Annotated in this window: 22 protein-coding genes; 11 read left to right on the plus strand and 11 right to left on the minus strand. The window is 64.2% G+C overall.

From position 1 onward, the window contains the following. The first annotated feature begins 111 nt into the window (after window positions 1–111). The 9 genes from tolB to folD all read left to right on the plus strand — a co-directional run bounded on the left by tolB (window position 112) and on the right by folD (window position 10,091). On the plus strand, window positions 112–1,434 hold the full coding sequence (gene tolB, locus BUR94_RS02455; RefSeq protein ID WP_074254680.1) for a Tol-Pal system beta propeller repeat protein TolB: 1,323 nt from the start codon (window positions 112–114) through the stop codon (window positions 1,432–1,434). Window positions 1,435–1,562: 128 nt separating this feature from the next. Beyond that, on the plus strand, window positions 1,563–2,081 hold the full coding sequence (gene pal, locus BUR94_RS02460) for a peptidoglycan-associated lipoprotein Pal (protein WP_074254681.1): 519 nt from the start codon (window positions 1,563–1,565) through the stop codon (window positions 2,079–2,081). 4 nt (window positions 2,082–2,085) lie between these two features. Then, a complete protein-coding gene (gene ybgF / locus BUR94_RS02465) occupies window positions 2,086–2,940 on the plus strand; it encodes a tol-pal system protein YbgF (RefSeq protein ID WP_175570414.1) in 855 nt (284 codons plus the stop codon). Continuing rightward, complete coding sequence (tilS, locus tag BUR94_RS02470; RefSeq protein WP_245794341.1) at window positions 2,931–4,181, plus strand: tRNA lysidine(34) synthetase TilS; 1,251 nt, start codon at window positions 2,931–2,933, stop codon at window positions 4,179–4,181. Before ybgF ends, tilS begins: the two co-directional genes overlap by 10 nt. Window positions 4,182–4,259: 78 nt before the next feature. Beyond that, window positions 4,260–6,185, plus strand: a complete 1,926-nt coding sequence (ftsH, locus tag BUR94_RS02475) for an ATP-dependent zinc metalloprotease FtsH (RefSeq protein WP_074254682.1) — start codon at window positions 4,260–4,262, stop codon at window positions 6,183–6,185. 216 nt (window positions 6,186–6,401) lie between these two features. Then, window positions 6,402–6,986 carry an MOSC domain-containing protein gene (locus BUR94_RS02480; protein ID WP_074254683.1) on the plus strand — a complete coding sequence of 195 codons (585 nt, stop codon included), beginning with the start codon at window positions 6,402–6,404 and terminating at the stop codon, window positions 6,984–6,986. Between the two features lie 155 nt (window positions 6,987–7,141). Further along, on the plus strand, window positions 7,142–8,818 hold the full coding sequence (locus BUR94_RS02485; protein WP_074254684.1) for a formate--tetrahydrofolate ligase: 1,677 nt from the start codon (window positions 7,142–7,144) through the stop codon (window positions 8,816–8,818). Beyond that, window positions 8,818–9,129 (plus strand): chorismate mutase, encoded by a 312-nt coding sequence (locus BUR94_RS02490; RefSeq protein ID WP_074254685.1) that lies wholly within the window; start codon window positions 8,818–8,820, stop codon window positions 9,127–9,129. The genes BUR94_RS02485 and BUR94_RS02490 overlap by 1 nt, the downstream gene beginning before the upstream one ends. 68 nt (window positions 9,130–9,197) lie before the next feature. Then, window positions 9,198–10,091, plus strand: coding sequence for a bifunctional methylenetetrahydrofolate dehydrogenase/methenyltetrahydrofolate cyclohydrolase FolD (gene folD / locus BUR94_RS02495; protein ID WP_074254686.1), 894 nt, complete (start codon window positions 9,198–9,200; stop codon window positions 10,089–10,091). On the opposite strand, the gene BUR94_RS02500 is transcribed toward folD, so the two are convergent. From BUR94_RS02500 to BUR94_RS02515, 4 genes are read right to left on the minus strand one after another with little or no spacing between them, the layout of a single operon-like run. Further along, window positions 10,080–10,304, minus strand: a complete 225-nt coding sequence (locus tag BUR94_RS02500; RefSeq protein WP_074254687.1) for a hypothetical protein — start codon at window positions 10,302–10,304, stop codon at window positions 10,080–10,082. The genes folD and BUR94_RS02500 overlap by 12 nt on opposite strands. Window positions 10,305–10,359: 55 nt before the next feature. Next, the gene (gene pdeM / locus BUR94_RS02505) at window positions 10,360–11,016 is read right to left on the minus strand and encodes a ligase-associated DNA damage response endonuclease PdeM (protein ID WP_074254688.1); all 657 of its coding nucleotides are present in this window, start codon (window positions 11,014–11,016) and stop codon (window positions 10,360–10,362) included. A gap of 39 nt (window positions 11,017–11,055) precedes the next feature. Continuing rightward, window positions 11,056–13,461, minus strand: coding sequence for a ligase-associated DNA damage response DEXH box helicase (locus BUR94_RS02510; RefSeq protein WP_074254689.1), 2,406 nt, complete (start codon window positions 13,459–13,461; stop codon window positions 11,056–11,058). 6 nt (window positions 13,462–13,467) lie between these two features. Further along, window positions 13,468–14,082 (minus strand): MarR family winged helix-turn-helix transcriptional regulator, encoded by a 615-nt coding sequence (locus tag BUR94_RS02515; protein ID WP_074254690.1) that lies wholly within the window; start codon window positions 14,080–14,082, stop codon window positions 13,468–13,470. Window positions 14,083–14,182: 100 nt separating this feature from the next. Here BUR94_RS02515 and BUR94_RS02520 point away from each other — a divergent pair, with 100 nt between their 5' ends. Then, window positions 14,183–15,694: an MDR family MFS transporter gene (locus BUR94_RS02520; RefSeq protein WP_074254691.1), complete on the plus strand. Its 1,512-nt coding sequence runs from the start codon at window positions 14,183–14,185 to the stop codon at window positions 15,692–15,694. Window positions 15,695–15,724: 30 nt separating this feature from the next. Here BUR94_RS02520 and BUR94_RS02525 read toward each other — a convergent pair whose 3' ends face one another. Further along, complete coding sequence (locus tag BUR94_RS02525) at window positions 15,725–17,035, minus strand: ATPase (RefSeq protein WP_074257542.1); 1,311 nt, start codon at window positions 17,033–17,035, stop codon at window positions 15,725–15,727. A gap of 139 nt (window positions 17,036–17,174) precedes the next feature. Between BUR94_RS02525 and BUR94_RS02530 the strand changes: the two genes are divergently transcribed. Next, complete coding sequence (locus BUR94_RS02530; RefSeq protein WP_139301207.1) at window positions 17,175–18,794, plus strand: DUF2029 domain-containing protein; 1,620 nt, start codon at window positions 17,175–17,177, stop codon at window positions 18,792–18,794. On the opposite strand, the gene BUR94_RS02535 is transcribed toward BUR94_RS02530, so the two are convergent. The 6 genes from BUR94_RS02535 to BUR94_RS02560 form a co-directional block, all read right to left on the minus strand. Next, window positions 18,791–19,285 carry a prepilin peptidase gene (locus BUR94_RS02535; protein WP_074254693.1) on the minus strand — a complete coding sequence of 165 codons (495 nt, stop codon included), beginning with the start codon at window positions 19,283–19,285 and terminating at the stop codon, window positions 18,791–18,793. The genes BUR94_RS02530 and BUR94_RS02535 overlap by 4 nt on opposite strands. A 16-nt stretch (window positions 19,286–19,301) precedes the next feature. Next, the gene (locus BUR94_RS02540; RefSeq protein ID WP_074254694.1) at window positions 19,302–20,159 is read right to left on the minus strand and encodes a tetratricopeptide repeat protein; all 858 of its coding nucleotides are present in this window, start codon (window positions 20,157–20,159) and stop codon (window positions 19,302–19,304) included. 30 nt (window positions 20,160–20,189) lie between these two features. After that, on the minus strand, window positions 20,190–20,756 hold the full coding sequence (locus BUR94_RS02545) for a tetratricopeptide repeat protein (RefSeq protein WP_074254695.1): 567 nt from the start codon (window positions 20,754–20,756) through the stop codon (window positions 20,190–20,192). 451 nt (window positions 20,757–21,207) lie between these two features. Further along, entirely contained in the window at window positions 21,208–22,209 is a 1,002-nt protein-coding gene (locus BUR94_RS02550) for a type II secretion system F family protein (protein ID WP_074254696.1), read from the minus strand. Between the two features lie 10 nt (window positions 22,210–22,219). Then, on the minus strand, window positions 22,220–23,188 hold the full coding sequence (locus tag BUR94_RS02555; protein WP_074254697.1) for a type II secretion system F family protein: 969 nt from the start codon (window positions 23,186–23,188) through the stop codon (window positions 22,220–22,222). Window positions 23,189–23,202: 14 nt separating this feature from the next. Beyond that, on the minus strand, window positions 23,203–24,663 hold the full coding sequence (locus tag BUR94_RS02560) for a TadA family conjugal transfer-associated ATPase (RefSeq protein ID WP_074254698.1): 1,461 nt from the start codon (window positions 24,661–24,663) through the stop codon (window positions 23,203–23,205). Window positions 24,664–24,688 lie beyond the last annotated feature (25 nt).

The raw sequence follows: 24,688 nt of genomic DNA on the forward strand, positions 1-24,688 counted from the left end.
GGCGCGGCCGCGGCCGCAGAGCGCCATACGGAGCGGCAGGAACCTGCCGATATTGAATAACAAGAGGCCAAGAGGCTTCATGAGCGGTGAAATGCGAGGAATGACAGCGGTATGAAAAAACTGATGCACCTAATGGCCGGGATTGCCCTGGCCCTCGGAGTTGCCCCTGCCATCGCGCAGGATGGCCCGTTGCGGATCGAGATCACCGAAGGCGTGATCGAGCCGCTGCCCTTTGCCATTCCGGTCTTCATTGCCGAAAACGCGGCGGCGCAGGAATATGCGGCGCAGCTGAGCCAGGTGGTCGCAGCCGACCTCCAGGGCACCGGCCTGTTCCGGCAGATCCCGGCGGACGCCTTCATCTCGGGGGTCAGCAACTTCGATGCGCCGGTGCAATATGCAGACTGGAAGGCGATCAACGCGCAGGCGCTGATCACCGGCGCGGTCTCCGTGGCCGAAGGCGGGCGGGTGAACGTGAAGTTCCGCCTGTTCGACGTGTTCTCCGAGGCCCCGCTGGGCGACGGGCTGCAGCTGGGTGGCACCACCACCAGCTGGCGCCGCATCGCGCACAAGGTGGCCGACCAGGTCTACTCGCGCATCACCGGTGAGGGCGGCTATTTCGACAGCCGGGTTGTCTTTGTTCACGAAGAAGGGCCCAAGAACGCACGGCAGAAGCGCCTTGCGGTGATGGATTACGACGGGGCCAACGTGCAGTATCTGACCGACAGCGCCTCGATCGTGCTTGCGCCGCGCTTTTCGCCCACGGGTGACCGGGTGATCTACACCAGCTACGAGACCGGCTTTCCCAAGATCTACATGATGGACGTGGGCACCGTGCAGCGCCGCATCCTCGAGGATCAACCCGGCACCATGACGTTTGCGCCGCGCTTCGCACCGGACGGTCAGACCGTGGTTTACTCGCTCGAACGGGGCGGCAACACCGATATTTACCGCCTGGTCCCAGGCGGGACCGCACAAGCTCTGACCAATGCACCGTCGATCGAAACAGCGCCGAGCTACTCGCCGGACGGCGCGCAGATCGTGTTCGAATCCGACCGTTCCGGCACCCAGCAACTCTACAAGATGTCGGCTGGCGGCGGTGAGCCGACCCGGATCAGCTTTGGCGAGGGCCGCTACGGCACGCCTGTATGGTCGCCGCGCGGCGACCTCATCGCCTTCACCAAGCAGCACCAGGGCAGGTTTCACATCGGCGTGATGCGCACGGATGGCTCCGAAGAGCGGCTTCTGACCGCGAGCTTCCTCGACGAAGGCCCGACCTGGAGCCCCAATGGCCGTGTGATCATGTTCACCCGGTCCGGAAGCGGGGCAGGGGGCGAAAGCGCGCTCTACTCGGTGGATATCTCCGGCCGGAACCTCAGGAAGGTGCCGACCCCGGGAGCCGCCTCCGACCCGGCGTGGTCGCCGTTGCTGCCGTAGGAAATGGCGCCACGCTTTCGTGCGTGGGGCAAGTCATACAGGTGTTTCCCAACGCCATCGCGGGATGGTATAGACACCGGCAAGAAAGCGCCCGCCACAGGGCGCATCATGAGAGAGAGGCAGTCGAGATGAACAAGTTCCTCGTGAAGTCCGGGCTGATTGCCCTTGCACTGGCCGTGACGGCCTGTACCGATCCCGGTCGTTTCGGCAGCGGAGCCGGTGGTGACGGCTCGGTCGGTGCCGATGTCTACAACCCCAACGATCCGGCCTCGAACCCGAACTCGCCGGCCTACTTTTCGCAGCGAGTCGGCGACCGTGTGCTCTTCGCCGTCGACCAGTCGACCCTGTCGCCCGAGGCGCAGTCGACCCTTGCGGCCCAGGCCCAGTGGCTCAATACCAACTCCTCCTACCAGGCTATCGTCGAAGGCCACGCCGACGAGCAGGGCACCCGCGAGTACAACCTTGCGCTGGGTGCGCGCCGCGCCAATGCTGTGCAGGAATACCTGATTTCTCAGGGTGTTGCCGGTTCCCGGCTGAAAACTGTCAGCTACGGCAAGGAACGCCCGATCGAGGTTTGTTCGACCGAGTCCTGCTACTCCAAGAACCGCCGCGCCGTGACGGTGCTTTCGGCGGGCGCAGGGTTCTGATCCGATGATCCGCAGGGCGCTCTTCGCTTCGCTGATCGTGGCAGCTGCACCGGCGGCGGCGCAGGATGCCCAGACGCTTGCCGACATTCGGCAGGAGCTGGCCACGGTCTACGTGTCGATGCAGGAGCTCAAGCGTGAGCTTTCGACCACCCAGGGTGCTGCGGGCGGCCAGGTGGCGGGCTCCGTGCTTGATCGTGTCAACGCGATCGAGGCGCAGCTTCAGGCCCTCACCTCGCGCACCGAGGAGATGCAAAACCGGATCGACAGGGTGGTGACCGATGGCACCAACCGGATCGGCGATCTCGAGTTCCGGGTTTGCGAGATCGAGCCGGGCTGCGATTTCGGCGACATCGGCGACACGCTTCCGCTCGGCGGCACCGCGCCCGCATCTGGCGGCGGTGGCCAGACGGCGGTGATCACCCCTGACACCGGAAACGGTGGCTCCACGTCCGCTCCCTCTACCGGCCCTGCGATGGCCGTGGCCGAACAGGCCGATTTCGACCGGGCGAAGGCGGCCCTCGACTCCGGTAGCTTTCAAAGCGCCGCTGACCTCTTTGCGGCCTTTGCCCAATCCTACCCGGGTGGCCCGCTGACCAGCGCCGCCCATTTCTGGCGCGGCGAGGCGCTCTACGAACTGAACAAGGTGCCCGAGGCCGCGCGTGCGTTTCTCGAGAGCTACTCCTCCGATCCGCAGGGGTCGATGGCGGCCGACGCGCTCTACAAGCTCGGCACGTCTCTGGCCGATCTGGGACAGAATGCCGAGGCCTGCACGACCCTTGGTGAAGTGCAGTTGCGCTTTCCCGAGAGTGACGTGGCCTTCGACGCCGGTGCCGCCCGTCGTTCGATCGGGTGCATTTGAGCCTCGCTGAAAGGGTCTCTGCTGCCTACGCGCGCCTGTTCAAGGGCTCACCGCCTGAACGGATTGGCATTGCCCTTTCGGGCGGGGGCGACAGCACCGCACTCCTGTTTCTGACCCGTCAGCTTATTCCTCAGGTGAACCTTTTCGCCGCCACGGTGGATCACCGGCTTCGAGAGGGGTCCGCCGCCGAGGCGGAAGAGGCCGGAAAGCTCTGCCGGTCGATGGGAGTTCCTCACGAGATCCTCCCCTGGGAGGGATGGGCAGGGGAGGGCAATCTTCAGGCAGCGGCCCGCTCCGCCCGTGTTGCGCTGCTCGCCGACTGGGCAGACAGGAATGATCTTGCTCAAGTCGCTCTGGGCCACACGCGGGACGATCAGGCGGAAACATTCCTTTTGCGTCTGGCGCGCGGGTCCGGTGTGGATGGGCTTGCCGCCATGGCGCCGGCGCGCGTGGCTCAGGGCATCCGCTGGCTCCGGCCCCTGCTGGACACCAGCCGGGACGAACTGCGCGCCTGCCTAGAGGCGCAGGGCGTCGCCTGGGCAGACGATCCGTCGAACGAGGATGAACGGTTTGATCGGGTAAAGGCGCGGCGCATGGCCGAGAGCCTTGGGCAGCTCGGGCTGACGACCGAGCGGCTGGTGCGAACCGCCGCCCAGATGGCGATGGCGCGCGACGCCTTGAACGAAAACGCCGCCAACGCTCTCAGGCGCGCAAGGCTGGAGCAGGGCGACCTTCTGATGCCGAACCCGGGGCTGCTCGATGCGCCGCGCGAGGTGCAGCTGCGCGCCTATGCTCACGCCCTCCGCTGGATCTCGTCCTCGGCCTATCGGCCGCGCTTCGAACCACTGGAAGCGCTGGTCGACGGGTTGGAGCCGGGCAAGGCTGCCACCCTCCACGGCTGCCGGATCACCTGCGAAGGTGCGGTCTGGCGTATCGCAAGGGAGTATGCCGCGGTTGCCGAGACGGCGACACCACCCGCCGCACTCTGGGACAAACGCTGGAAGATCGAGGGTCCGCCGCCTCCTGCCGAAAGCCACATCGGTGCGCTTGGCGAACTTGGTTTGGCCGAGTGCGAGGATTGGAAGGCCAGCGGGCTGCCCCGCGCAACCCTGCTCGCCTCTCCGGCGCTCTGGAAAGGTGAGAGGCTGCTGGCCGCACCTCTGGCGGGACGGCCGGAAGGTTACACCGCGCGCCTTTGTCACGGGGTGGAACACCTTGTTTCCAGCCTTTGGGCGGATTGAACCCCCGCCAAAAAACCCTATGTTGAGCGATGAACCGCGCCAGCGCGGTATTTTAGCTTTCCGGGAGGTGTCTGCCTGATGGGCAATGCACGCAACATCGCGTTCTGGGTCGTACTGTTCGTTCTGATCCTTGCGCTCTTCAACCTCTTCTCCGGCGACAACGCGACCATGTCGTCGCGCAACCTGAGCTACTCCGACTTCATCGAAGCGGTCGAGAAAGGCTCGGTGAGCGAAGCCACCATCGACGGCGAGGAGATGCGGATTCGCACCAAGGACGACACGACCTACACCACGATCATCCCGCCCGGCGTGGATCCGACCGAAGTGCTGATCGCGAACGACGTGGAAGTGACCGCCAAGGCCCAGCAACAGAACGGTTTGCTGGCCTATATCGGCACGCTCCTGCCGTTCATCATCCTGATCGGCATCTGGATCTTCCTCATGAACCGGATGCAGGGCGGTGGACGTGGCGGCGCGATGGGCTTCGGCAAGTCGAAGGCCAAGCTGCTGACCGAAAAGCACGGGCGCGTCACGTTCGATGATGTTGCAGGCATCGACGAGGCCAAGGAAGAGTTGGAAGAGATCGTCGAGTTCCTGCGCAACCCGCAGAAGTTCTCACGGCTCGGCGGCAAGATCCCCAAGGGCGCGCTTCTGGTCGGCCCTCCGGGCACCGGCAAGACCCTGCTGGCGCGTGCCATTGCTGGTGAGGCGGGCGTGCCCTTTTTCACCATCTCGGGCTCGGACTTCGTGGAGATGTTCGTGGGTGTCGGTGCCTCCCGTGTGCGCGACATGTTCGAACAGGCCAAGAAGAACGCGCCCTGCATCGTCTTTATCGACGAGATCGACGCCGTGGGCCGGTCGCGTGGCGTGGGATACGGCGGCGGCAACGACGAGCGCGAGCAGACGCTGAACCAGCTTCTGGTCGAGATGGACGGTTTCGAGGCCAACGAGGGCATCATCATCGTGGCTGCCACCAACCGGCCCGACGTTCTTGACCCGGCGCTGCTGCGGCCCGGTCGCTTTGACCGGCAGGTGCAGGTGCCCAACCCCGATATCAAGGGCCGGGAGAAAATCCTCGGCGTCCATGCCCGCAAGGTGCCGCTTGGTCCGGACGTGGACCTGCGCATCATCGCGCGCGGCACCCCGGGCTTTTCGGGTGCCGACCTTGCCAATCTGGTCAACGAGAGCGCCCTGATGGCCGCCCGCGTCGGCCGGCGCTTCGTGGTGATGGAAGATTTCGAGAACGCCAAGGACAAGGTGATGATGGGGGCGGAGCGCCGGTCCATGGTGATGTCCGAGGACGAGAAGAAGCTGACCGCCTACCATGAGGCCGGGCACGCGATCGTTGGCCTGAACGTGCCGCAGCACGATCCGATCCACAAGGCAACGATTATCCCGCGCGGTCGGGCGCTGGGCCTGGTGTTGTCGCTGCCCGAGCGTGACCAGCTCTCGGTGAGTTTCACCAAGTACAAGAGCCAGATCGCCATGGCGATGGGCGGACGCGTGGCCGAAGAGCTGATCTTCGGGCCGGAAAATGTGACCTCCGGCGCGGCTTCCGACATCCAGCAGGTGACCCGGATCGCCCGCGCCATGGTGACTCGATTCGGTTTTGACCCTGAGCTGGGCTACGTGGATTACGCCAACGAGCAGCAGAGCTATCTCGGCGGCTACCAGGGCCAGACCAGCCATTCCGGCATCACCCAGAAGCTCATCGACGACAAGGTCCGCAGCCTTGTGGAAGAGGGCTACCAGACCGCCAAGCGGATCCTGACCGAAAAGGCCGATGACCTCGAGCGACTGGCGCAGGGACTGCTTGAGTACGAGACCCTGACCGGCAGCGAGATCACTCGCGTGATCGCCGGCGAGCCGATCAAGCGGGGCGACGATGACGACACTGGCGCCGCGCCCGGTGGCGGCCAGTCCGACAAACCCTCGCTCACGGCCATCCCCAAGACCAAGCCGCGAAAAGGCGGCGGCGGGATGGAGCCGGAGCCTTCCGCCTGAGGGAAGCCACGAGCAGAGAAAAGAGACGCCGCGCCCCGCGCGGCGTTTTTTTGCGCTCGTTCCGGGGCGCATGCGGCGGCGCCGCGTTCTGAAGGTAGTTCAGGGAGGAAATCTCGCGTTGTCCGATGCCTCCCCTGCGGAGCCGGTTGCACCGGTGCTCTTCCTCTTCCGGCGGCTCTTGCTTACGGTCCGGCGCAACAGTTGAAGGAGCGCCTCATGGCCGGATTGAAGAAGCTCGACACCACCGCCACCGTGACCTGGCTCGGCTGGGTCAAGAGCCGCGAAGCCAGCCTGCGCTCGGAACCGCTCGAAGCGGTGCAGGCCACGCTCGACGGCTTTCCGGGGGAGGATCATGGCGGGGCGACGCGGCCGTCCTGCTCGAGGGTGCTGGCGCTCTACCCCCAGCGCGGAACAACCATTCGCAACACGCGGCAACTTTCGATCGTGTCGGCGGAAGAACTCGCCGAGGTAGCGGCCACTCTGGGCCTCGAAACCTTGGAGCCTGAGTTGATCGGGGCGTCGGTGGTCGTGTCTGGCTTGCCGAACTTCTCGCATGTGCCACCCGGTACCAGGCTTCAGGCCCCTTCGGGTGCCACCATCACGGTGGACGTCGAGAACGGCCCCTGCAATTTTCCAGGCAAGGAGATCGAAGCGGTTCACCCCGGGCGTGGCAAGGGTTTCAAGGCCGCCGCCTTGGGCAAGCGCGGTGTTGTGGCCTGGATCGAGCGGGAGGGGCGGATTGCCTTGGGCGACCCGCTCACCGTGTTCGTCCCCGATCAGCCTGCCTGGGCGGGGGCCTGAGGGCTCGCCCGGCAAGGACCGGATGGTTTAGGATCTGCGGCATCGGTTTCCGGCTTCCGGCGCTTCCGTTGTGCAGAGTGTCGCAAACCGCACCCGCCCGGGGTGGCTGCATCGTTACCACTCCTGATACACCGCAATCGGAGGAGGGAGGCCCCATGAGCGTGAAGTCCGACATCGAAATCGCCCGCGAAGCTGAGAAGCGTCCGATCCAGGAGATCGGAGCCAAACTTGGCATACCGGAGGCCGACCTTGTGCCCTACGGCCATGACAAGGCGAAGGTGTCGCAGGCCTTCATCTCGGGCCTGAAAGACCGCCCGAACGGCAAGCTCATCCTCGTGACGGCGATCAACCCCACGCCTGCGGGCGAGGGCAAGACCACCACCACCGTGGGGCTGGGAGACGGGCTGAATGCCATCGGCAAGAAGGCGGCGATCTGCATCCGCGAGGCCTCTCTGGGCCCTTGCTTTGGCATGAAGGGTGGTGCTGCGGGCGGCGGCTATGCACAGGTCATTCCAATGGAGGAAATGAACCTTCATTTCACCGGCGATTTTCACGCGATCACTTCGGCGCACAATCTGCTTTCGGCGATGATCGACAACCACATCTATTGGGGCAATGCGCTGGGCATCGACGAACGCCGCATCACCTGGCGCCGCGTGATGGACATGAACGACCGTGCGCTGCGCGACACCGTCGTGGGCCTCGGTGGCGTGGCCAACGGGTTCTCGCGTCAGACCGGGTTCGACATCACGGTGGCCTCTGAGGTCATGGCGATCCTTTGCCTTGCGACCGATCTTGCAGACCTCGAGGCGCGGCTCGGGCGCATCATCGTGGCCTACACCCGTGAGCGGGAGCCGATCACCTGCGCCGACATCGGCGCGAGCGGGGCAATGACGGTTCTGCTGAAGGACGCCATGCAGCCCAACCTCGTGCAGACGCTGGAGCACAACCCGGCCTTCGTGCATGGTGGCCCCTTTGCCAATATCGCGCACGGCTGCAACTCGGTCATTGCCACTACGACAGCACTGAAGCTCGCTGACTACGTGGTGACCGAGGCCGGCTTCGGGGCCGACCTTGGTGCAGAGAAGTTCATGAACATCAAGTGCCGCAAGGCCGGGCTTGCGCCCGATTGCGTTGTGCTGGTGGCCACGGTTCGGGCCATGAAGATGAACGGTGGCGTGGCCAAGGCCGACCTTGGGCCCGAGAACGTGGCCGCCGTGAAGAAGGGCTGCGCCAACCTCGGGCGCCACATCGAGAACCTCAAGAGCTTCGGCGTGCCGGTCGTTGTGGCCATCAACCACTTTACGTCTGATACCGAAGCCGAGATCGCCGCCGTGCAGGCCTATGTCGCCCAGCACGGCTCCGAGGCCATTGTCTGCAGGCATTGGGCCGATGGTTCCAGGGGGATCGAAGCGCTGGCAAGGCGCGTGGCGGAGGTGGCCGACGGCAAGTCTGCCCAATTCGCGCCGCTCTATGAAGACGACATGCCGCTCTTCCAGAAGATCGAAACCATCGCCACACGCATCTACCGGGCCGATGAAGTGCTGGCCGACAAGAAGGTGCGGGACCAGCTGCATGCATGGGAGGCGGCGGGTTTCGGCAACCTGCCGGTCTGCATGGCCAAGACGCAATACAGCTTCTCCACCGACCCGGCACTCCGGGGCGCGCCCTCCGGCCATTCCGTGCCGATCCGCGAAGTGCGGCTGTCGGCGGGCGCAGGCTTCGTGGTGGCGATCTGCGGCGAGATCATGACCATGCCCGGCCTGCCGCGCCACCCTGCCGCGGAGACCATCGGGATCAATGACGCGGGCGAGATCGAAGGGTTGTTCTGATGCGCAGGAACCCGGGCGAGATCGGCACGATTGCGGAGATGCGGGCGCAGATCGACGAGATCGACGCCGAACTCGTCGCGCTACTGGCCGAACGACAGGCGCATGTCGATTGCGTGCCGGCGCTGAAGCGCGCTGCGGGCATATCCGCGGCGGCCCCCTCGCGCTCGGAGGCCGTTCTGGCTCATGTGACCGAACTGGCGGAGCGGAAAGGCTTCGCGCCGGAATTGGCCCGCATCCTGTGGCGCGAGATGATCGCGTTCTACGTCGCCCGCGAACAGGAGCACCTTGGCATCGGGGGAGAGGACCTTTAGGTGCCTGACTTGACGTTGGCAGAGCTGCTGCGGCACACCCACGAAAGCATGAACTGACGGAGAGCCCCATGAGCGCAAAGATCATCGACGGAAAGGCCTTTGCCGCGACTGTCCGCGAGAAGGTCGCCGGGCATGTCGCGCACATCAAGCAGGAGCGCGGCATCACCCCGGGGCTGGCGGTGGTGCTTGTCGGAGAAGACCCGGCGTCTGCCGTCTACGTCCGCAACAAGGGCAAGCAGACCGTCGAGGTCGGTATGGCGAGTTTCGAACACAAGCTGGCTGCGGACACTTCGGAGGAGGCCCTGCTCGCCCTGATCGAACAGCTCAATGCCGATCCCGAAGTTCACGGAATTCTCGTGCAGTTGCCCTTGCCGGCTCATCTGAACTCCGACCTCGTCATCAACGCGATCGACCCGGCCAAGGACGTGGATGGCTTTCACATTTCGAACGTCGGACTGCTCGGCACGGGGCAGAAGTCGATGGTGCCCTGCACGCCGCTCGGATGCTTGATGATGCTGCGCGACCATCACGGTTCGCTCTCCGGCATGGACGCCGTCGTGGTCGGGCGCTCCAACATCGTGGGCAAGCCGATGGCCCAGTTGCTGCTTGGCGACAGTTGCACCGTGACCATCGCCCACTCGCGCACCAAGGACCTGGCCGAGGTGGTCCGACGGGCCGACATTGTCGTGGCGGCGGTGGGTCGGCCTGAAATGATCCCGGGAGACTGGATCAAGGAGGGAGCGACGGTGATCGACGTGGGCATCAATCGCGTGCCCGGCGACGCAGGCAAGACCCGGCTGGTGGGCGATGTGGATTACGCCTCTGCCTCGGAGCGCGCAGGCGCCATCACGCCGGTTCCGGGCGGAGTTGGCCCCATGACCATCGCCTGCCTTCTCGCCAACACGGTGACCGCCTGCTGCCGCGCCAACGGCCTCCCGGAGCCCGAGGGCCTAACGGCCTGACCGCAGACGGATTTCTCGCGCAATGGCCAGGCGCTCTTCGGCCAGGGCCCCCTCTATCGCGAAGGCCGTATCGCTGACGGCGCCCGGATCTTCCTGGCCATCGCGCATGGCGTCTTCGAGCCATTGCAGGATCTCGTCCGTCGAGCGCCCCGCTGCGAGCATCGCGATGACTTGCCGCTGAGCAATCAGGCGGCCCTCGGTTGTCGGGTCCATTCCGTCCTCCTTGGTCACAGTCCCTCAGGCAAAGCTAACGCGATCGGGGAGAAAATCACATCAGAGGCACGGCCAAGGCAGAAGGGCCCGTCAGCACGGCAATGGCTCGCGCCGAGAACAGGTTGCGCAACACTGGCGTGTCGCACCGCAGACCGCCGGTGTAGGCCCCGAATGCCGGCAGGATGAGGCGTCTGTCGTCATAGACGAACGCGGGCCGCGAGGTGCCTGAGCGCGGCAGCCTGTGCTTTGGGTGGTAATGCCCGGAGACCTCTCCCGCCGGGCAATCGCCCGCGGCGATGTGGCGAAATACCAGGCCCGCCAGCGCAATTTCGGCCAGGTGTTCGCCCCCCAACTCGACCGGCCCCGGATCGTGGTTTCCCTCGATCCAGACCCAGCGACGCCCCGCCTGCATGGTGCGGATGCGCAAGCCAACCTCATCGGCAACGGCCCGAGCAGCGCCGAGATCATCGAAGCTATCGCCAAGGCAGATCACCGTGCGGGGATCGAGAGCCGAAACCTCGGCCTCGAACCGCGACAACGTCTCCTCCGTTTCGTAAGGCGGCAACAGGGCGCCACCCCGGCGCGCCATGCGTTCGGATTTTCCAAGGTGGAGATCCGACACACAGATCAGGCGCAGATCCGGCCACCAGAGCGCGCCCGACGCCCGTGCCTCCAGCGCGGAACCTGCAAGATCAAAGCGGTGTACGTTCATGCTCCGTTCTTATGGCGGAAGGTCGGACGCCTGCAAGGCCTAGCTCGTGAGTCCGACCCTGGCCATAAGCGCCGCAGCCTCTTCTTCTGCCAGTCGCTCGCGCCCCTTGCCGGCCACCGGCACCTTGCCCACTTCAAGCAGAAGCGGTGCCGCCATCGGGCTGACACGGTCGAGCACCACGTGATCCACGCGACCCTCGACACGAGCGAGCATCTCTTCGACACGTCCGAAGTCCACCAGTCCCTTCATGGCCTCCTCGCGGGTGATCCGCATCAACAGGTGATCGGGGTCGTACTTGAGGAGGGTGTCGTACAGGATGTCTGAGCTGAAGGTTGCCTGCCGCCCGGACTTGCGGTTCTGCGGCAAGTTGCGCTCGATCAGCCCTGCAATGGTGGCCGACGCGCGGAAGGTGCGTTTCATCACGGCATTCCGGGCCAGCCACCCGTCGAGCACGTCGCGCAGGACATCGGGGGCGAGCAGAGGCGAGGGGGCATCAATCGGCTCGAGTCCCCAGATCAGGGTGGCGTAGTCCGTGGCGACAAACCCCAGCGGGTCGAGCCCGGTTTCCTCCATCCGCCGTGTCACGAGCAGGCCGAGGGTTTGCTGGGCGTTGCGCCCGGCAAATCCATACAGGCAGGTATGCGCCCGGCCGTCATGCGGAAAACTTTCGACCAGCAATCGGTCTCCCCGCGGCAGGTGCGATACCTCGCGCTGCAACACAAGCCACTCGCGCACGTTCTTTGGCAGCCCGCTCCAGTCGCCGTGGATCAACTGGAGAATACGCTCGGCAAGTCGCGTGGATGCAGAGAACTTGGTGCCCCCGAAGACGGCGATCTTCGGGGTCTTGTGCTCCGATCGCGTGACCTGGACGGTCATCTCCTTGAGCCCCTCGTAGCGCACGATTTCGCCCCCGATCAGGAAAGTGTCGCCCTCGGTCAGGGAGGCGGCAAAGGATTCTTCGACCTCGCCCAGGGGCTGCCCACCCCTGCCGCGCATGCGCACCTTCAGCAATTCGGTGTCCTGTATGGTTCCGATGTTCATGCGGATGCGCTGGGCCGCGCGGGGGTCGCGCAGGCTCCACAGCCCGTCGCGTTGCATCAGCTTCTGCCAGCGGTCATAGGCCTTGAGCGCGTAACCGCCAGTCGCGCAAAAATCGAGACAGTCGTCGAAGGCCGCACGGCTGAGCGCGGCATAGGCTCCGACGGTCTTCACCTCGCGGAACAGCTCCGCATCATCGAAGGGCCCGGCACAGGCGCGGATAAGGATGTGCTGGCAGAGCACGTCACGAGGGCCGGGGCCGCGCGGCTCGCCGTCCAGATCATGTTCGGCCACGGCTTCCAGAGCAGCGCGGCACTCGAGCACTTCGAAACGGTTGGCCGGGACGAGGCGCGCTTTCGACGGCGCGTTGTAGCGGTGGTTGGCCCGACCGATGCGCTGGACGAGGCGCTTGATGTTCTTGGGGCCGCCGATCTGGATGATCAGGTCGACATCGCCCCAGTCGATCCCGAGGTCCAGTGTCCCGGTGCAGACGATCGCCCGCAACGACCCGGCCACCATCGCGGCCTCCACCTTCTGCCGTTGCTCGCGGGCGAGCGAGCCGTGATGGATGGCGATGGGCAGGCCCTCGTCGTTTGCGAGCCAGAGGTTGTGAAAGAAGATCTCCGCCTGAGCACGGGTGTTGTGGAAGATGAGTGTGGTCCGGTGCTTTCGAACCTCTTCGAGTACTTCCGGGATGGCATGCACCGCACCTCCACCAGCCCACGGCGGGGGCGCCGCAGTCTGCAACATGGCGATATCGGGCAAGGGGCCTGGGTCCGCCATGACCAGGGCGCAAGGCTCGGGGTGGCAGGCGAACTGGCGGGCCAGCGCAGGCGCGTCCTCGACGGTTGCCGAAAGGCCAACGCGCCTGAGCCCCGGGGCCAAAGCCTCCAACCGCGACAGGGCCAGCATCAGCTGGTCACCGCGCTTGCTCTCGGCGAGGGCATGGATTTCATCAATCACGACGCGGCTCAACCCGGCGAAGATGCGCGGAGCGTCTTCATAGGAGGTGAGCAGGGCGAGGGACTCCGGTGTGGTGAGCAGGATGTGTGGCGGGTCGGCGCGCTGGCGCCTGCGTGCCGAGGAAGGCGTATCGCCGGTGCGGTCCTCGATGCGGATCGGCAGCCCGATCTCCTCGACCGGACGACGCAGGTTGCGTCGGATATCTGCGGCAAGCGCCTTGAGGGGCGAGATGTAGAGGGTGTGCAACCCGCTGTGGCTCCCTTCGGCCAGTTCAGCGAGCGAAGGAAGAAAGCCCGCGAGGGTCTTGCCGCCGCCGGTGGGTGCGATCAGGAGCGTTGCACGCTCGCCGGCGCGCTCCAGCATCTCCAGCTGGTGCGGGTGTGGCTGCCAGCCATGCGCGGCAAACCACTCGGCAAAGCGCGGCGGAAGCGCTGCCCTCGACATCGGCGGTCAGCCGTCGGGTTTTTCGGTAGACAGGTCGGCCAGGCTCTCACGCAGGGCGGTGATTTCGGCGACGGTCCGGTCCGTTGGATCATCCGGAGCTGTCGACCATTTGCTGAAGCGTTCCAACAAGGGCAGGAAGGTTGCGACTTCCTCCTCGGTCCAGGTCTGCAGGAAATGTCCGAGGGTCAGGAACTTGAAGGTCCGCACGGCGGTTACGATGCGATCGCCATTCTCGGAGACCTTGAGGATCGCGCGCCGCGCGTCCTCCTGGCTCACGCCGCGCTCAACCAGACCTTTGCGAATGAGTTCGGATGTAAGCCGCGACGCGCGGGACGGGTCGATGCCAAGCCGGTTCGCAACCGTGCCAACCGTCGTTTCCCCCTCCTCTTCGTCTCCGAACTCATTGGCGGGCCGCCATACGGCGATCAATGCGTCAAGTTCGGCCAGCTCGAGAGAGAGGCCGAGCTCCTGAACCGCCCGTACGCCCAGCTCGCGCCGGACAACAGCACGACGACGCCATCGTTGAAGAACGGCGTCCAGTTCCAGCGCACTTTGAGACAAGGATTGCTCGATGCCATAGGTTTCGAGCTTTCGCAGAAGTTCCTGGTCTCTCTCGCCCAAATGGACCTCCGTATGTCGTTGACATATATATGCCGCAGGCACATATATTCGTCGAGTGAAATTCGCAGGTGCGAATGTTTGCGCTTGAGGGGATTTACCCGTGCCGACGCCAGACGACAACAATCTTGTTACAATCGACGAAAGGTCGCGCATCGGGCTTGTCCTGCTTGCCGTTGGGGCAACTTTGCTCTTTGCCTCCCTGGGGCAGACGATCGTCACCACGGCGATGCCGACGATGGTTGCCGACCTGGGAGGTGTGAACCATATCACATGGGTCATCACGGCGTTTCTCCTGGCCTCCACCATCGGCGCTCCTGTCAGCGGAAAGCTGGGTGATCTGTTCGGCCGAAAGATCGTCATCCAGGGCGGAATTCTGATCTTCGTGCTCGGTGCCGCGATCTGCGGATTTGCCCAGTCCATGGGCATGCTGATTGCCGGGCGTACTGTGCAGGGGCTTGGTGGCGGCGGTCTCATCGTGGTGTCGATGGCCGTAGTGGCCGATGTTCTGCCGCCGCGCGAACGGGGCAAGGCCCAAGGGCTTCTGGGTGCCGTGTTCGGCGTTTCAACGGTGATCGGGCCGCTGATCGGCGGATTCCTCGTAGAAGCGCTGTCCTGGCACTGGATATTCTTCGTCAACTTCCCTGTCGGCCTCCTCGCTTTCGTGGTGCTTGGCATCGCCCTGGAAACACCAGTGCGCAAACACCGGGCGAAGCTGGATTTTCTCGGAGCCGGCCTGCTTGCCACCATCCTTTCGGTGGCAGTTCTCGGCTCCAACCTTGGCGGGACGGTCCTCCCCTGGGGCAGCCCGCAATTCCTCGGCCTTCTGGCCCTGGGACTCGCTGCTGTTGCCGGGTTCGTCCTTGCCGAGCGGCGTGCGGAAGAGCCTATCCTCCCTCTTGGGCTCTTCCGCAACAACACCTTCCTCGTGGTGAACTCGGTGGGCTTCATGGTGGGTGTGGCCATGTTCGGGACGATCACCTTCATCCCGCTCTATCTGCAGGTCGTCCAAGGGGTCTCGCCCGCGGTTTCCGGCCTCTTTCTGACACCGATGATGGCAGGTCTCATCGCTTCGTCCACGGGCGCCGGGCTGATCATGGCCCGCACAGGGCGGTACAAGATCATGCCAACCCTTTCCACGGCGTTGCTGGCCCTGGCGATGCTCTCGCTGTCTACCCTCTCGGAAGGCTCCCCTCTGTGGAAGGTTACCGTGTCGATGATCTGCGTGGGCCTTGGCCTCGGGCCGGTCTTCTCGATTGGTGTGGCCGCGATCCAGAATGCCGTGCCGCGCCATATGCTCGGGGTCGGCACCGCTTCGGCCAACATGTTCCGGCTAATCGGCGGATCGGTGGGCACCGCGGCGTTCGGAGCGCTATTCGGAACCGGGTTGATGCACAATCTTGAAGGCGCCCTGCCGGATGGAACAGGTATCCAATCGATGAGCGCATCGACGCTGGCCAAGCTCAGCCCGGAGGCGCAAGCCCAAGTTCAGCACGGATTCGCCATGGCTTTGCACCCCATCTTCTGGATCGGCGCTGCCGTGGCCCTGTTGGCCTGCCTCGTTTCTCTCAGGCTGCGTGAACTGCCCTTGGAGAACGGCGAAGCGCGGGCCTGAGCCCGCGCTCTCCAATCATCGTTCCGGAGATCAGTGAACGATGGTTTCCTCTTTCACGAACATGTTCGCCCAGGCCCGGTCGATCAGTTCCGGCGTCATCTGGTAGGGGATGCCCTCGAACTCGCAGATGGCGATCATCTGGTCGATCAGGAAGATCGGCTGATAGTTCGCGTAAATATTGTCGATTTCCGGGTACTTCACCTTCAGAAGGTGGATGAGCGCATCCTGACTCAGCGGCATGCCGCGCTTCTTGGCCACCATGGCGAAGATCTTCAGGTAATCTTCCTGGCAGGGACCGTCGATCTTGATCTTGAAGAAGATCCGGCGAAGGGCCGCCTTGTCGAAGATCTCGTTGGGGTGGAAGTTGGTCGAAAAGATCACCAGTGTGTCGAAGGGTACCTCGAACTTTTCGCCCGATTGCAGCGCGAGGATGTCCTTGCTCTCTTCGAGCGGAACGATCCATCGGTTGACCAGCGCCTGCGGGGGCTCGGCCTGGCGGCCAAGGTCGTCGACGATGAAGATCCCGCCCGATGACTTCAGTTGAAGCGGCGCCTGGTAGGTGCGGGCGGTCGGGTTGTAGACGAGGTCAAGCATGGAGAGCGAAAGCTCACCGCCGGTGATGACGGTCGGGCGCTCGCAACGGACATAGCGGGTGTCGAACCGGCCCGAGGTGCGGCGCAGGCTGTTTGGGTCGTCGGCCTCTTCTTCCACGGCGCTGTGCACGATCGGGTCGTAGACGGTAATCACCTGCCCCGCGTATTCGATGGCGCGCGGCACATAGATCTTGTCGCCCATGGCATCGCGGATACCGTTGGAGATCGACGATTTGCCGTTACCCGGAGGGCCATACATCAGGATCGAGCGACCGGCGGAGACCGCCGGGCCGAGGTGGTCGAGCAGGCTGTCGGGCAGGATCAGGTGACCCATCGCGCCGGTAAGCTGCTGGCGGCTGATCTGGATGTTGCGGATCGACTGACGCTTGACCTGCTCCTGGTAGACTTCGAGCGGTACCGGCATGGCGCCGTAATACTCCGATTGTGCCAGCGCATCGAGCGCCCGGGCCTTGCCGGCATCGGTCAGTTGGTAGCCCATCTCACCCGATCCGCCTGCTGTCATCGAGCCGGTGGCCTCGATCAGCTTCTGGCTGCGGGCGAGATCCACCAGCTCTTGCGTGACCGGGATCGGCAGACAGATCGCGGGCGCAATCTCCGCCACGGTCTCTACGTTCTTGCGGAAGATCGTTTTCAGAACGATATCGCGCATCATCACCAGGGGCAGTTGCATGTCCTCCAGCCGTTTCGGGGCGGGGGGCGCAATCACGTTGGCCACTTCCATGTTCATCCGGGTCACCTGCTCGTTTCGGGCGCGCGTCAAGATTTTTCCCCGGGTTTCGCCCGATAACCGCCCTACGCTTGGACAATACCCGTGGTGAGCTGGACTGTGCCCGGTTAATGTGGCCAAAAAATGGACAAGAGCAGTGATGAAAAAGACAAACTCTGGAAGGTTGTTCGCGTTTCTGCTTGCGGTTCTGGCCGTTGAAGCCGGGATCGCCCTTTGGCGGGGGCAGTTGCTGGTGGGCAAGCATGAGGGCGACATGCTGCACCTTCTCGAGATCGTCTTTCGCATGGCGGACGGCGAGTGGCCGCATCTCGATTTCATGACACCGATCGGAGTCATGGCCTTCGCTCCCATCTCGCTCTTCGTGAAACTGGGGGCAGGGGTGGGTCACGCCATCCACTATGGGCAGCTTCTGGTGGGGCTATGCCTGATACCCCTGGCGTGGCGGGCGGGCCTCTCGCGCCTTACCGGATACTGGCCTTACCTCTTTGGCGCTCTTATCATCATTCTGGCCACGGCGCTCGTTCACGGTGAGGCCGAGCGTTCTGTCTCGATCTCGATGCACTACAACCGTTGGGCATGGGCTTTTGCCTTCGTCGCAATCCTCATCGCGGCGCTTCCGCCAGTCGACGGCACTCGCAACCAACTCGCCGACGGCGTGGTCATAGGCGTGGCATTGGCCTTCATGGCGCTTTGCAAGGTCACATACTTAGCCGCATTCCTGATCCCCGTCTCAATCGGCTTGCTCGCCCACCGGCAACTGCGTGCCTTCGCCGTGGCGTTTGTGACCGGGCTGGCGATCGCCGCAATCGTGACAGTCTTCGCGGGTGTGGACTTCTGGCTGGCCTATATCGGGGACTTGCTGAGTGTTTCCCGCTCGGATGTGCGGTCCAACCCCGGCGAGCCCTTCACGGCCGTTGTGGCCGCACCTGCCTATATCGGTGGCTCGCTCGTGCTGCTGATCGGGGTGATCCTGCTGCGGCAGGCCGGAAAGGCCACCGAGGGGCTCATGTTGTTGCTGCTGGCGCCGGGTTTCTTTTATGTCACCTTCCAGAATTACGGCAACGACCCGCAATGGCTGTTGTTACTGGGAGTGCTGCTCTTCGCCGCCCGCCCGGAAGCGGGTGTGAAGAATGGCCTGGGATGGGACATGCAGATGTCTGTCGGCCTTGCAGGCGCTGCCGCCTTTGCCATGATCATGCCATCGGCCTTCAACCTCGCCTACAGCCCGCTCCGGCACCTGGGCCAGGACTCGGCCCAGTACTTGCCGCTTCTGCCCCGCGCGGCCCTGCATGACGATCTTCGAGCGGGGGCTGTGCGCGCCTTGCGCGCCGACAAGCGCGTGCCGATCGAGTTGCCCGCGACGGTGCCCGCGTCCTGGGAAAAGCTGACAGCGCGAGAGACCCCTACGGAGCTGAACGGCGAGACTCTCGAGCAATGCGACCTGCAACTTGGTCTCGTGGCCGTCTTCGACACGATGGCCCAGAGCCTCGAAGACAGCGGTCACAGCGGCAAGCGCATCTTCGTGACCGATCTGTTGTCGTCGATCTGGCTGTTCGGAGATTTCGCTCGTTTGGAGAAGGGAGCCCCGTGGTACTATGCCGGGCTGCCCGGCTATGCCTCCGCCGACCTCGTGCTCGTGCCGCTCTGTCCGGTCAACCCGATGGTGCGCAAGCTGACGCTCGACCGTATCGCCGAGCAGGGTGACACCCTGGAGGAGGTGGATAGGACGCCGTTCTACATCTTGCTGAAAAAGGGCTAGACCCCGTATTTTGCACTCATTGCAAGGTATGCGGCCAGCGTCCCTCCGAGGGCGAGACCCATCGGAAAATCCTTGCGGGTCCAGCTCTCCCAGTGCGGTACCAGGTTGCGGACCGGCGGAATGGACCGCGCAAGCCGATGGGTGAAAAAGGCCGCGAGCATGATTGCGGCGAAAAGCATCATCACGGTGAACAGGTCTCCGAGGGCAATGAACGGCGCCATGGCGGCTGCAAACTTTGCATCCCCCGCGCCAAGCATGCCGACCATGTTCATCACGAAACCCACGGCCAGAACCGCCAGCAGATGCACCCAGCGCCACGCATAGTCGGTGAAGGGCAACAGGATGAGCCCGGCGACAGCGAAAATGCCGACCGTTGCGAGGACCGCCTTGTTGGGGATTTTCATCCGCGCCATATCCGACCATGCCACGTAGAGGCAGATCGGTGCCGTAAGGATGAAGAACCACAGGCTGGCCGTGGCGGGGGCGAGCATTCTTGCGGCCCCCGGATCAGTTGGTCACGTTGTTTTCCAGCGCCCTGAGCGACCGGACCGCCTCTTCGAAATGCTGCGGATGCGCGTCGATCGCCTCTTGCAGAAGGCCCTTGCCGGTTTCCACGTCACCCTGCTTGACGGCGGTGAGCGCCGCGGTGTGCAGCAACTGCGCGCGCTCGATTTGCGACATCTGAACCAATGGCAGCTGATAGTTGCGCTGGGCTCCACGGGCGAGCACGAGGTTGTTCTTGGCGGTGAACAGCTCCGGATCGTACTGGATGGCCTCGACGAAGAGCTTTTCGGCGCCCTTGTAGTCTCCGCGGGAGAGCTTGGAGAAGCCCCAGTTGTTCAGAACGCCGGAAGGCTTGGTGGTGAGCGCGACGGCCGTTTCATAGAAACTGTCGGCTTTCTTCCACTCCTTGTTGCTGTCGGCCACCATGGCCTCGAGCCGGTAGCGTTTGTAGGTCTCGTGGGTCGGCGGAATGGAGTCGAGGGTCGCCTCGGCCTCCTTCCAGTCGCCATTGCGCAGGAGCGCGTCGGCAAAGTCGACCTTGTCGTCGAGCGTGCTGTCCTCATGCTTGACGACTTTGCGCCAGGCAGCGACGGCCTCGGTGTTCTTCTTGGCGCGGACGAGGCTGAGTGCCAGGCCGCGTTGCAGGTCGATCCGCTTCGGATTGTCGCTGCTGGCGCGTTTGAAGTAGCTGACGGCCTCGTTGGGGTCGGCGACGGTGAGCATGATGTCCGACAGGCCGTTCTCATCGACGGCGTTGACCGAGGCCATCGCGCGGGACACCTCGCCGTCGCCGGATTTCTGGCAGGCCGAGAGGACCAAGGCACCCGTAAGGGCAAGGGAAATAAGGGATGTCTGGCGCATTTTCTGCGTCCTTTTACTGCTCTTGCTGCCTCATGGCGTGCTGAGAAGAAGGTATTGCCCGCTGCCCCTGCGCACCAAGTCGAAATTGGTTTCTTGTTCTTCTTCAGAACCATAGCCGGGGAGTTGCATGCGATCCATGGCGAGGTTCAGATTTTTCTTGATCTGGGCGGAATTGCCACTGTCCAGCGCGAAGGCGATCTTGAACACGCGTTCGGCCTCTCCGTACTCCCGTTTTTCCATCAGGATGACGCCTAAGTTGTTCCAGGCAGGAGGAAATTTCTCGTCCTTCTCGATCGCCCGGCGGAGCAGGTCCTCGGCCTGGCCGAGGCGGCCGAGCTTGAGATTTGCACTGCCCAGCGCGCTCAGCACATCAACCGTCAACCCTTGCTCGGCGGCGGCGCGGTAATAGGCCGAGAGCGCCAGCTCGTACTCGCCGGCGGACATCAGGCGATGCCCGACGATGAGGCCGTCGGGGTCTTCGAAGGAGCGGGAGGAGGGGGCTTTAGTGCCCTGATTCAATTCGGAAAGTTTGCCCGACCCGCAGGCGGCGAGGGCCAGCAGGAGCAGGGCCGCGAGGGCCTTGGGGAAGTGTGCCATGTGTGACAGGAGACTGCTCGCCTGCGTTGTTTTTCTGGCCGCGAAGATGCGCCCGCAGGGGCCTTCTGGCAAGGATCTTCGGGCCGTCGGGTGGCGAAAGGGGCAAAAAGGTGACAGCAGCGCCCGGTGGGGCAGGACTTGGCCGGGAGGTATCAGAGCACCTTAGCACAACCCATGCACAACTGATGCACAACCCATGCATACGCGATTTGGGGCGAAAGGCGGTTAAGGCGCGGGGACGGTGGCTTGAGCCTTTCTTCAGGTCTCGCGGCCCTGTCTGCCGCACGGCTGCGCGGACCGCCGGCCGACAGGCGCACAGGTCTGGCCCGCATGCGGGTATCGTCGTGGCGTCCGCCCGGGCTGCGCCGCGGGTGATCCTCGGGTCGGGCCCGAGGATGACATGGCGCCCAGCGATGGGGTGAAGGGGGCGGGGGCCAGTGTGGCCCCTGCCTCAGAAGAACTTCGCGTTGCTCAGCGTGTCGTAGATCTGGTAGACCGACGGGCCGATGAGGATGATCATCAGCGGCGGCACAGTGAACATCATGGTGCCGAGCGTCAGCTTGGTGGGCAGGACGTTGGCCTTTTCTTCCGCCCGCATCACCCGCTTGTCGCGCATCTCCTCGGAGAACACCCGGAGCGCGTCGGCGATGGAGGTACCGAAACTGGCGGACTGGATCATCACGGTCACGAAGCTGGCGATGTCGGGCACGCCGCAGCGCTCGGACATGTCCTTCAGCACGTTGGACTTGTCCTTGCCGGCCTTCACCTCGTGGGCGACGATCTCGTATTCCTCGGCGAGCGCGGGATAGCCCTGGCGGATCTCCTTGCTGACGCGGATGATCGACTGGTCCATCGACTGGCCGGCCTCGACGCAGACCAGCATCATGTCGAGCGAGTCAGGAAAGCCGTTGGTGATGTCGGCCTGGCGTTGTTGCAGGCGGCGGTTGATCCAGTAGCGGGGCAGGTAGTAGCCCGCGAAGCCGGGGATCAGCACCATCATCAGGAGCTGCTTGGTTTCGACCTCGCCGGTCGCCGAGCTGACGATGGCGACGAGGAGGCCGATCAGCAGCATGCCGATGCCGAGCGAGAACTGGATGAAGTGGAACATCCGCACCGCGTTCTTGCCGCGGTAGCCGGCCTGGAGCATGCGCAGGCGGGCTGCGCTCATTTCCTCGGCGGACTGCGGCTCGAGGAAGGTGGCGAACTTGTCGAGCTTCTCGCCGCTCTTGCTGGAGGAGCGCAGCTTGGCGCCCTTGCCCTCGGCCAGCTTGGAGGCACGGCTGGCGGTGCCGCCGGTGCCCTTGAGCTTGTCCATCGGGTCTGCCTGCCGCTTGAGGAAGGTCGGCAGGGTGAGCAGCACCAGCAGGAGGCCGAGTGCGCCGATGGCGTAGAGCGGACCGAGCTCCCCGAAGGTGGCGATGAGCCAGTCGTTGGCGTTTTGCAGTAGTTCCATGCTTGGGGCCTCAGACTTTGATGTTCACCATGATCTTCATGAAGATCACGTTTACGACGAGGAAGGTGGCGACGACGATGCAGGCCGGGATGAAGGCCGCGGTTTCCTTCACGTCGTCGTAGTAGTCGGGTTTGATCACGTTGATCATGATGATCGCCAGGATCGGGAAGAGCGACAGGAACATGCCGGACCACTTGGCCTCGGCGGTGATCGCCTTGACCCGGCGGAACAGCTTGAAGCGGGCCCGGATCACCTTGGAGAGGCCTTCGAGGATCTCGGCGAGGTTGCCGCCCGACTGCTGCTGGATGGTCACGGCGACGGCGAGGAAGCGAAGATCCTGCATGTCGATCCGTTCGGCGAGGTCCTTCAGCGATTCCGACATCTCGCGGCCATAGGCGGCCTCGTCGGCGATGACGCCGAATTCGGTGCCGAGCGGGTCGGGCACCTCCTTGGCGACGATGTTGACGGCCGAGGAGAAGGGGTGGCCGACGCGCAGCGAACGGACCATCAGCTCGACCGCGTCGGGGAGTTGCTCCTCGATCAGGGCGAGGCGCTTCTTGGCCTTGTTGTTGACCCAGGTGTAGACGCCGCCGATGCCCATCGCGAGGGACACGATCAGGCGGACGCCGAAGCCCGCCGAGGAGGCGACCGAAAGCGCGCCGAAGGCGACCACGGAGAGGCCCAGCATGATCAGCACGAGTTGGCCGGGAGAGAAGGCGATGTTGGCCTTCTGGGCCTTGTTGGCAAGGATCGAGTAGAGCGGGATGCTCTTGGTCGACATGTGCTGCTTCATCTCCTTGCGGAGCTGTTCGAGCACCTCTTCGCGGTTGCCGCCCTTCTCCATCATGTCGAGGCGGCGGTTGACCTTGCTGTTGAGCGAGATCGACTTGCCGAAGACGACAAGGTAGAGGCCTTCGACCATCACCAGGACGGCAACGAAGATCAGGCCGTAGATGAGTGGTTCTGCGGAAATCTGCATGGCTGCGCTCCCCCTTATTGCGCGGCGATGGGTTCGAAGATCGAGGCCGGGAGGTCGTAGCCCCAGGCCTTGAAACGATCGGAATAGGCGGAGCGGACACCGGTGGCGTTGAAGCGGCCGATGATCTTGCCGTCGGACGCCAGCCCGAGACGCTCGTAGCGGAAGATCTCCTGCATCGAGATGACCTCGCCCTCCATGCCGGTGATCTCGGTGATCGAGACCATGCGGCGGGAGCCGTCCTGGAGACGGGAGGCCTGCACGATGAGGTTGACGGCCGAGGAGATCTGCGAGCGCACGGCCTTGAGCGGCATCTCGATGCCGGCCATGGCGATCATGTTCTCGAGACGGCTCACGCCGTCGCGGGCGGAGTTGGCGTGGATCGTGGTCATCGAGCCGTCGTGGCCGGTGTTCATGGCCTGCAGCATGTCGATCACTTCCTCGCCGCGGGTCTCACCCACGATGATGCGGTCGGGGCGCATCCGGAGCGCGTTGCGCAGACAGTCGCGCTGGGTCACGGCGCCCTTGCCCTCGACGTTTGCCGGGCGGCTTTCCATCCGGCCGACGTGGGTTTGCTGAAGCTGGAGTTCCGCCGTGTCTTCGATGGTCAGGATCCGCTCGGAGTTGTCGATGAAGCTCGACAGCGCGTTGAGCGTGGTGGTCTTGCCCGAGCCGGTACCGCCCGAGACGATCACGTTCAGGCGGCAGGCGACGGCGGCCTGGAGATAGGCGGCCATCTCCTCGGTGAAGGCGCCGAACTTCACGAGGTCGTCGATCGCAAGTTTCTCTTTCTTGAACTTACGGATCGAGACGAGGCTGCCATCCACCGCGATGGGCGGCACCATGGCGTTGAAACGCGACCCATCCGACAGACGCGCGTCGACGTAGGGGTTGCTTTCATCGACCCGGCGGCCCACGGCCGACACGATCTTGTCGATGATCCGCAGCAGGTGCTTTTCATCCTTGAAGGTGATGTCGGAGAGCGAGAGCTTGCCCGCCCGTTCGACGAAGATCTGCTTGGGACCGTTGACGAGAATATCGTTGACGTCGTCGTCCTTCAGCAGCGGCTCGAGCGGGCCCAGGCCGGTGACCTCGTCGTAGAGATCCTGGTGGAGGGTGACGCGCTCTTCCTTGTTCAGGACAACGCCCATCTGCTCCAGCGTCTCGGAGGAGATGGCGACGATCTCGGCCTTCAGGTCGCTCTCCGTCGCGGTTTCCAGCGCGGCGAGGTTGAGGTTGTCGAGCAGCGCCTTGTGCAGCTCCACCTTGATCTCGGAGAGCCGCTCCTTGCGCTTTTTCTCCTTGTCCTCGGGCGTGGCGGCCGCGGCGACCTTGGCGCTCTTCTGCGGCGCCATGGCGGCACGTTGCAGCTTTGTCTTCGGCGCAACGGCGGGCGCCGCCTGCGCGGCGGGCGCGGCGGCGGGTGCGTTTGCGGCAGGACCTTCGGGCGTTGCCTGTTTCTTGTAGCGCGAGAACATGGCGGTATTCCTTGGTTGCTAGTCG

The sequence above is a fragment of the Vannielia litorea genome (genome assembly GCF_900142295.1).
Lineage (GTDB): Bacteria > Pseudomonadota > Alphaproteobacteria > Rhodobacterales > Rhodobacteraceae > Vannielia > Vannielia litorea.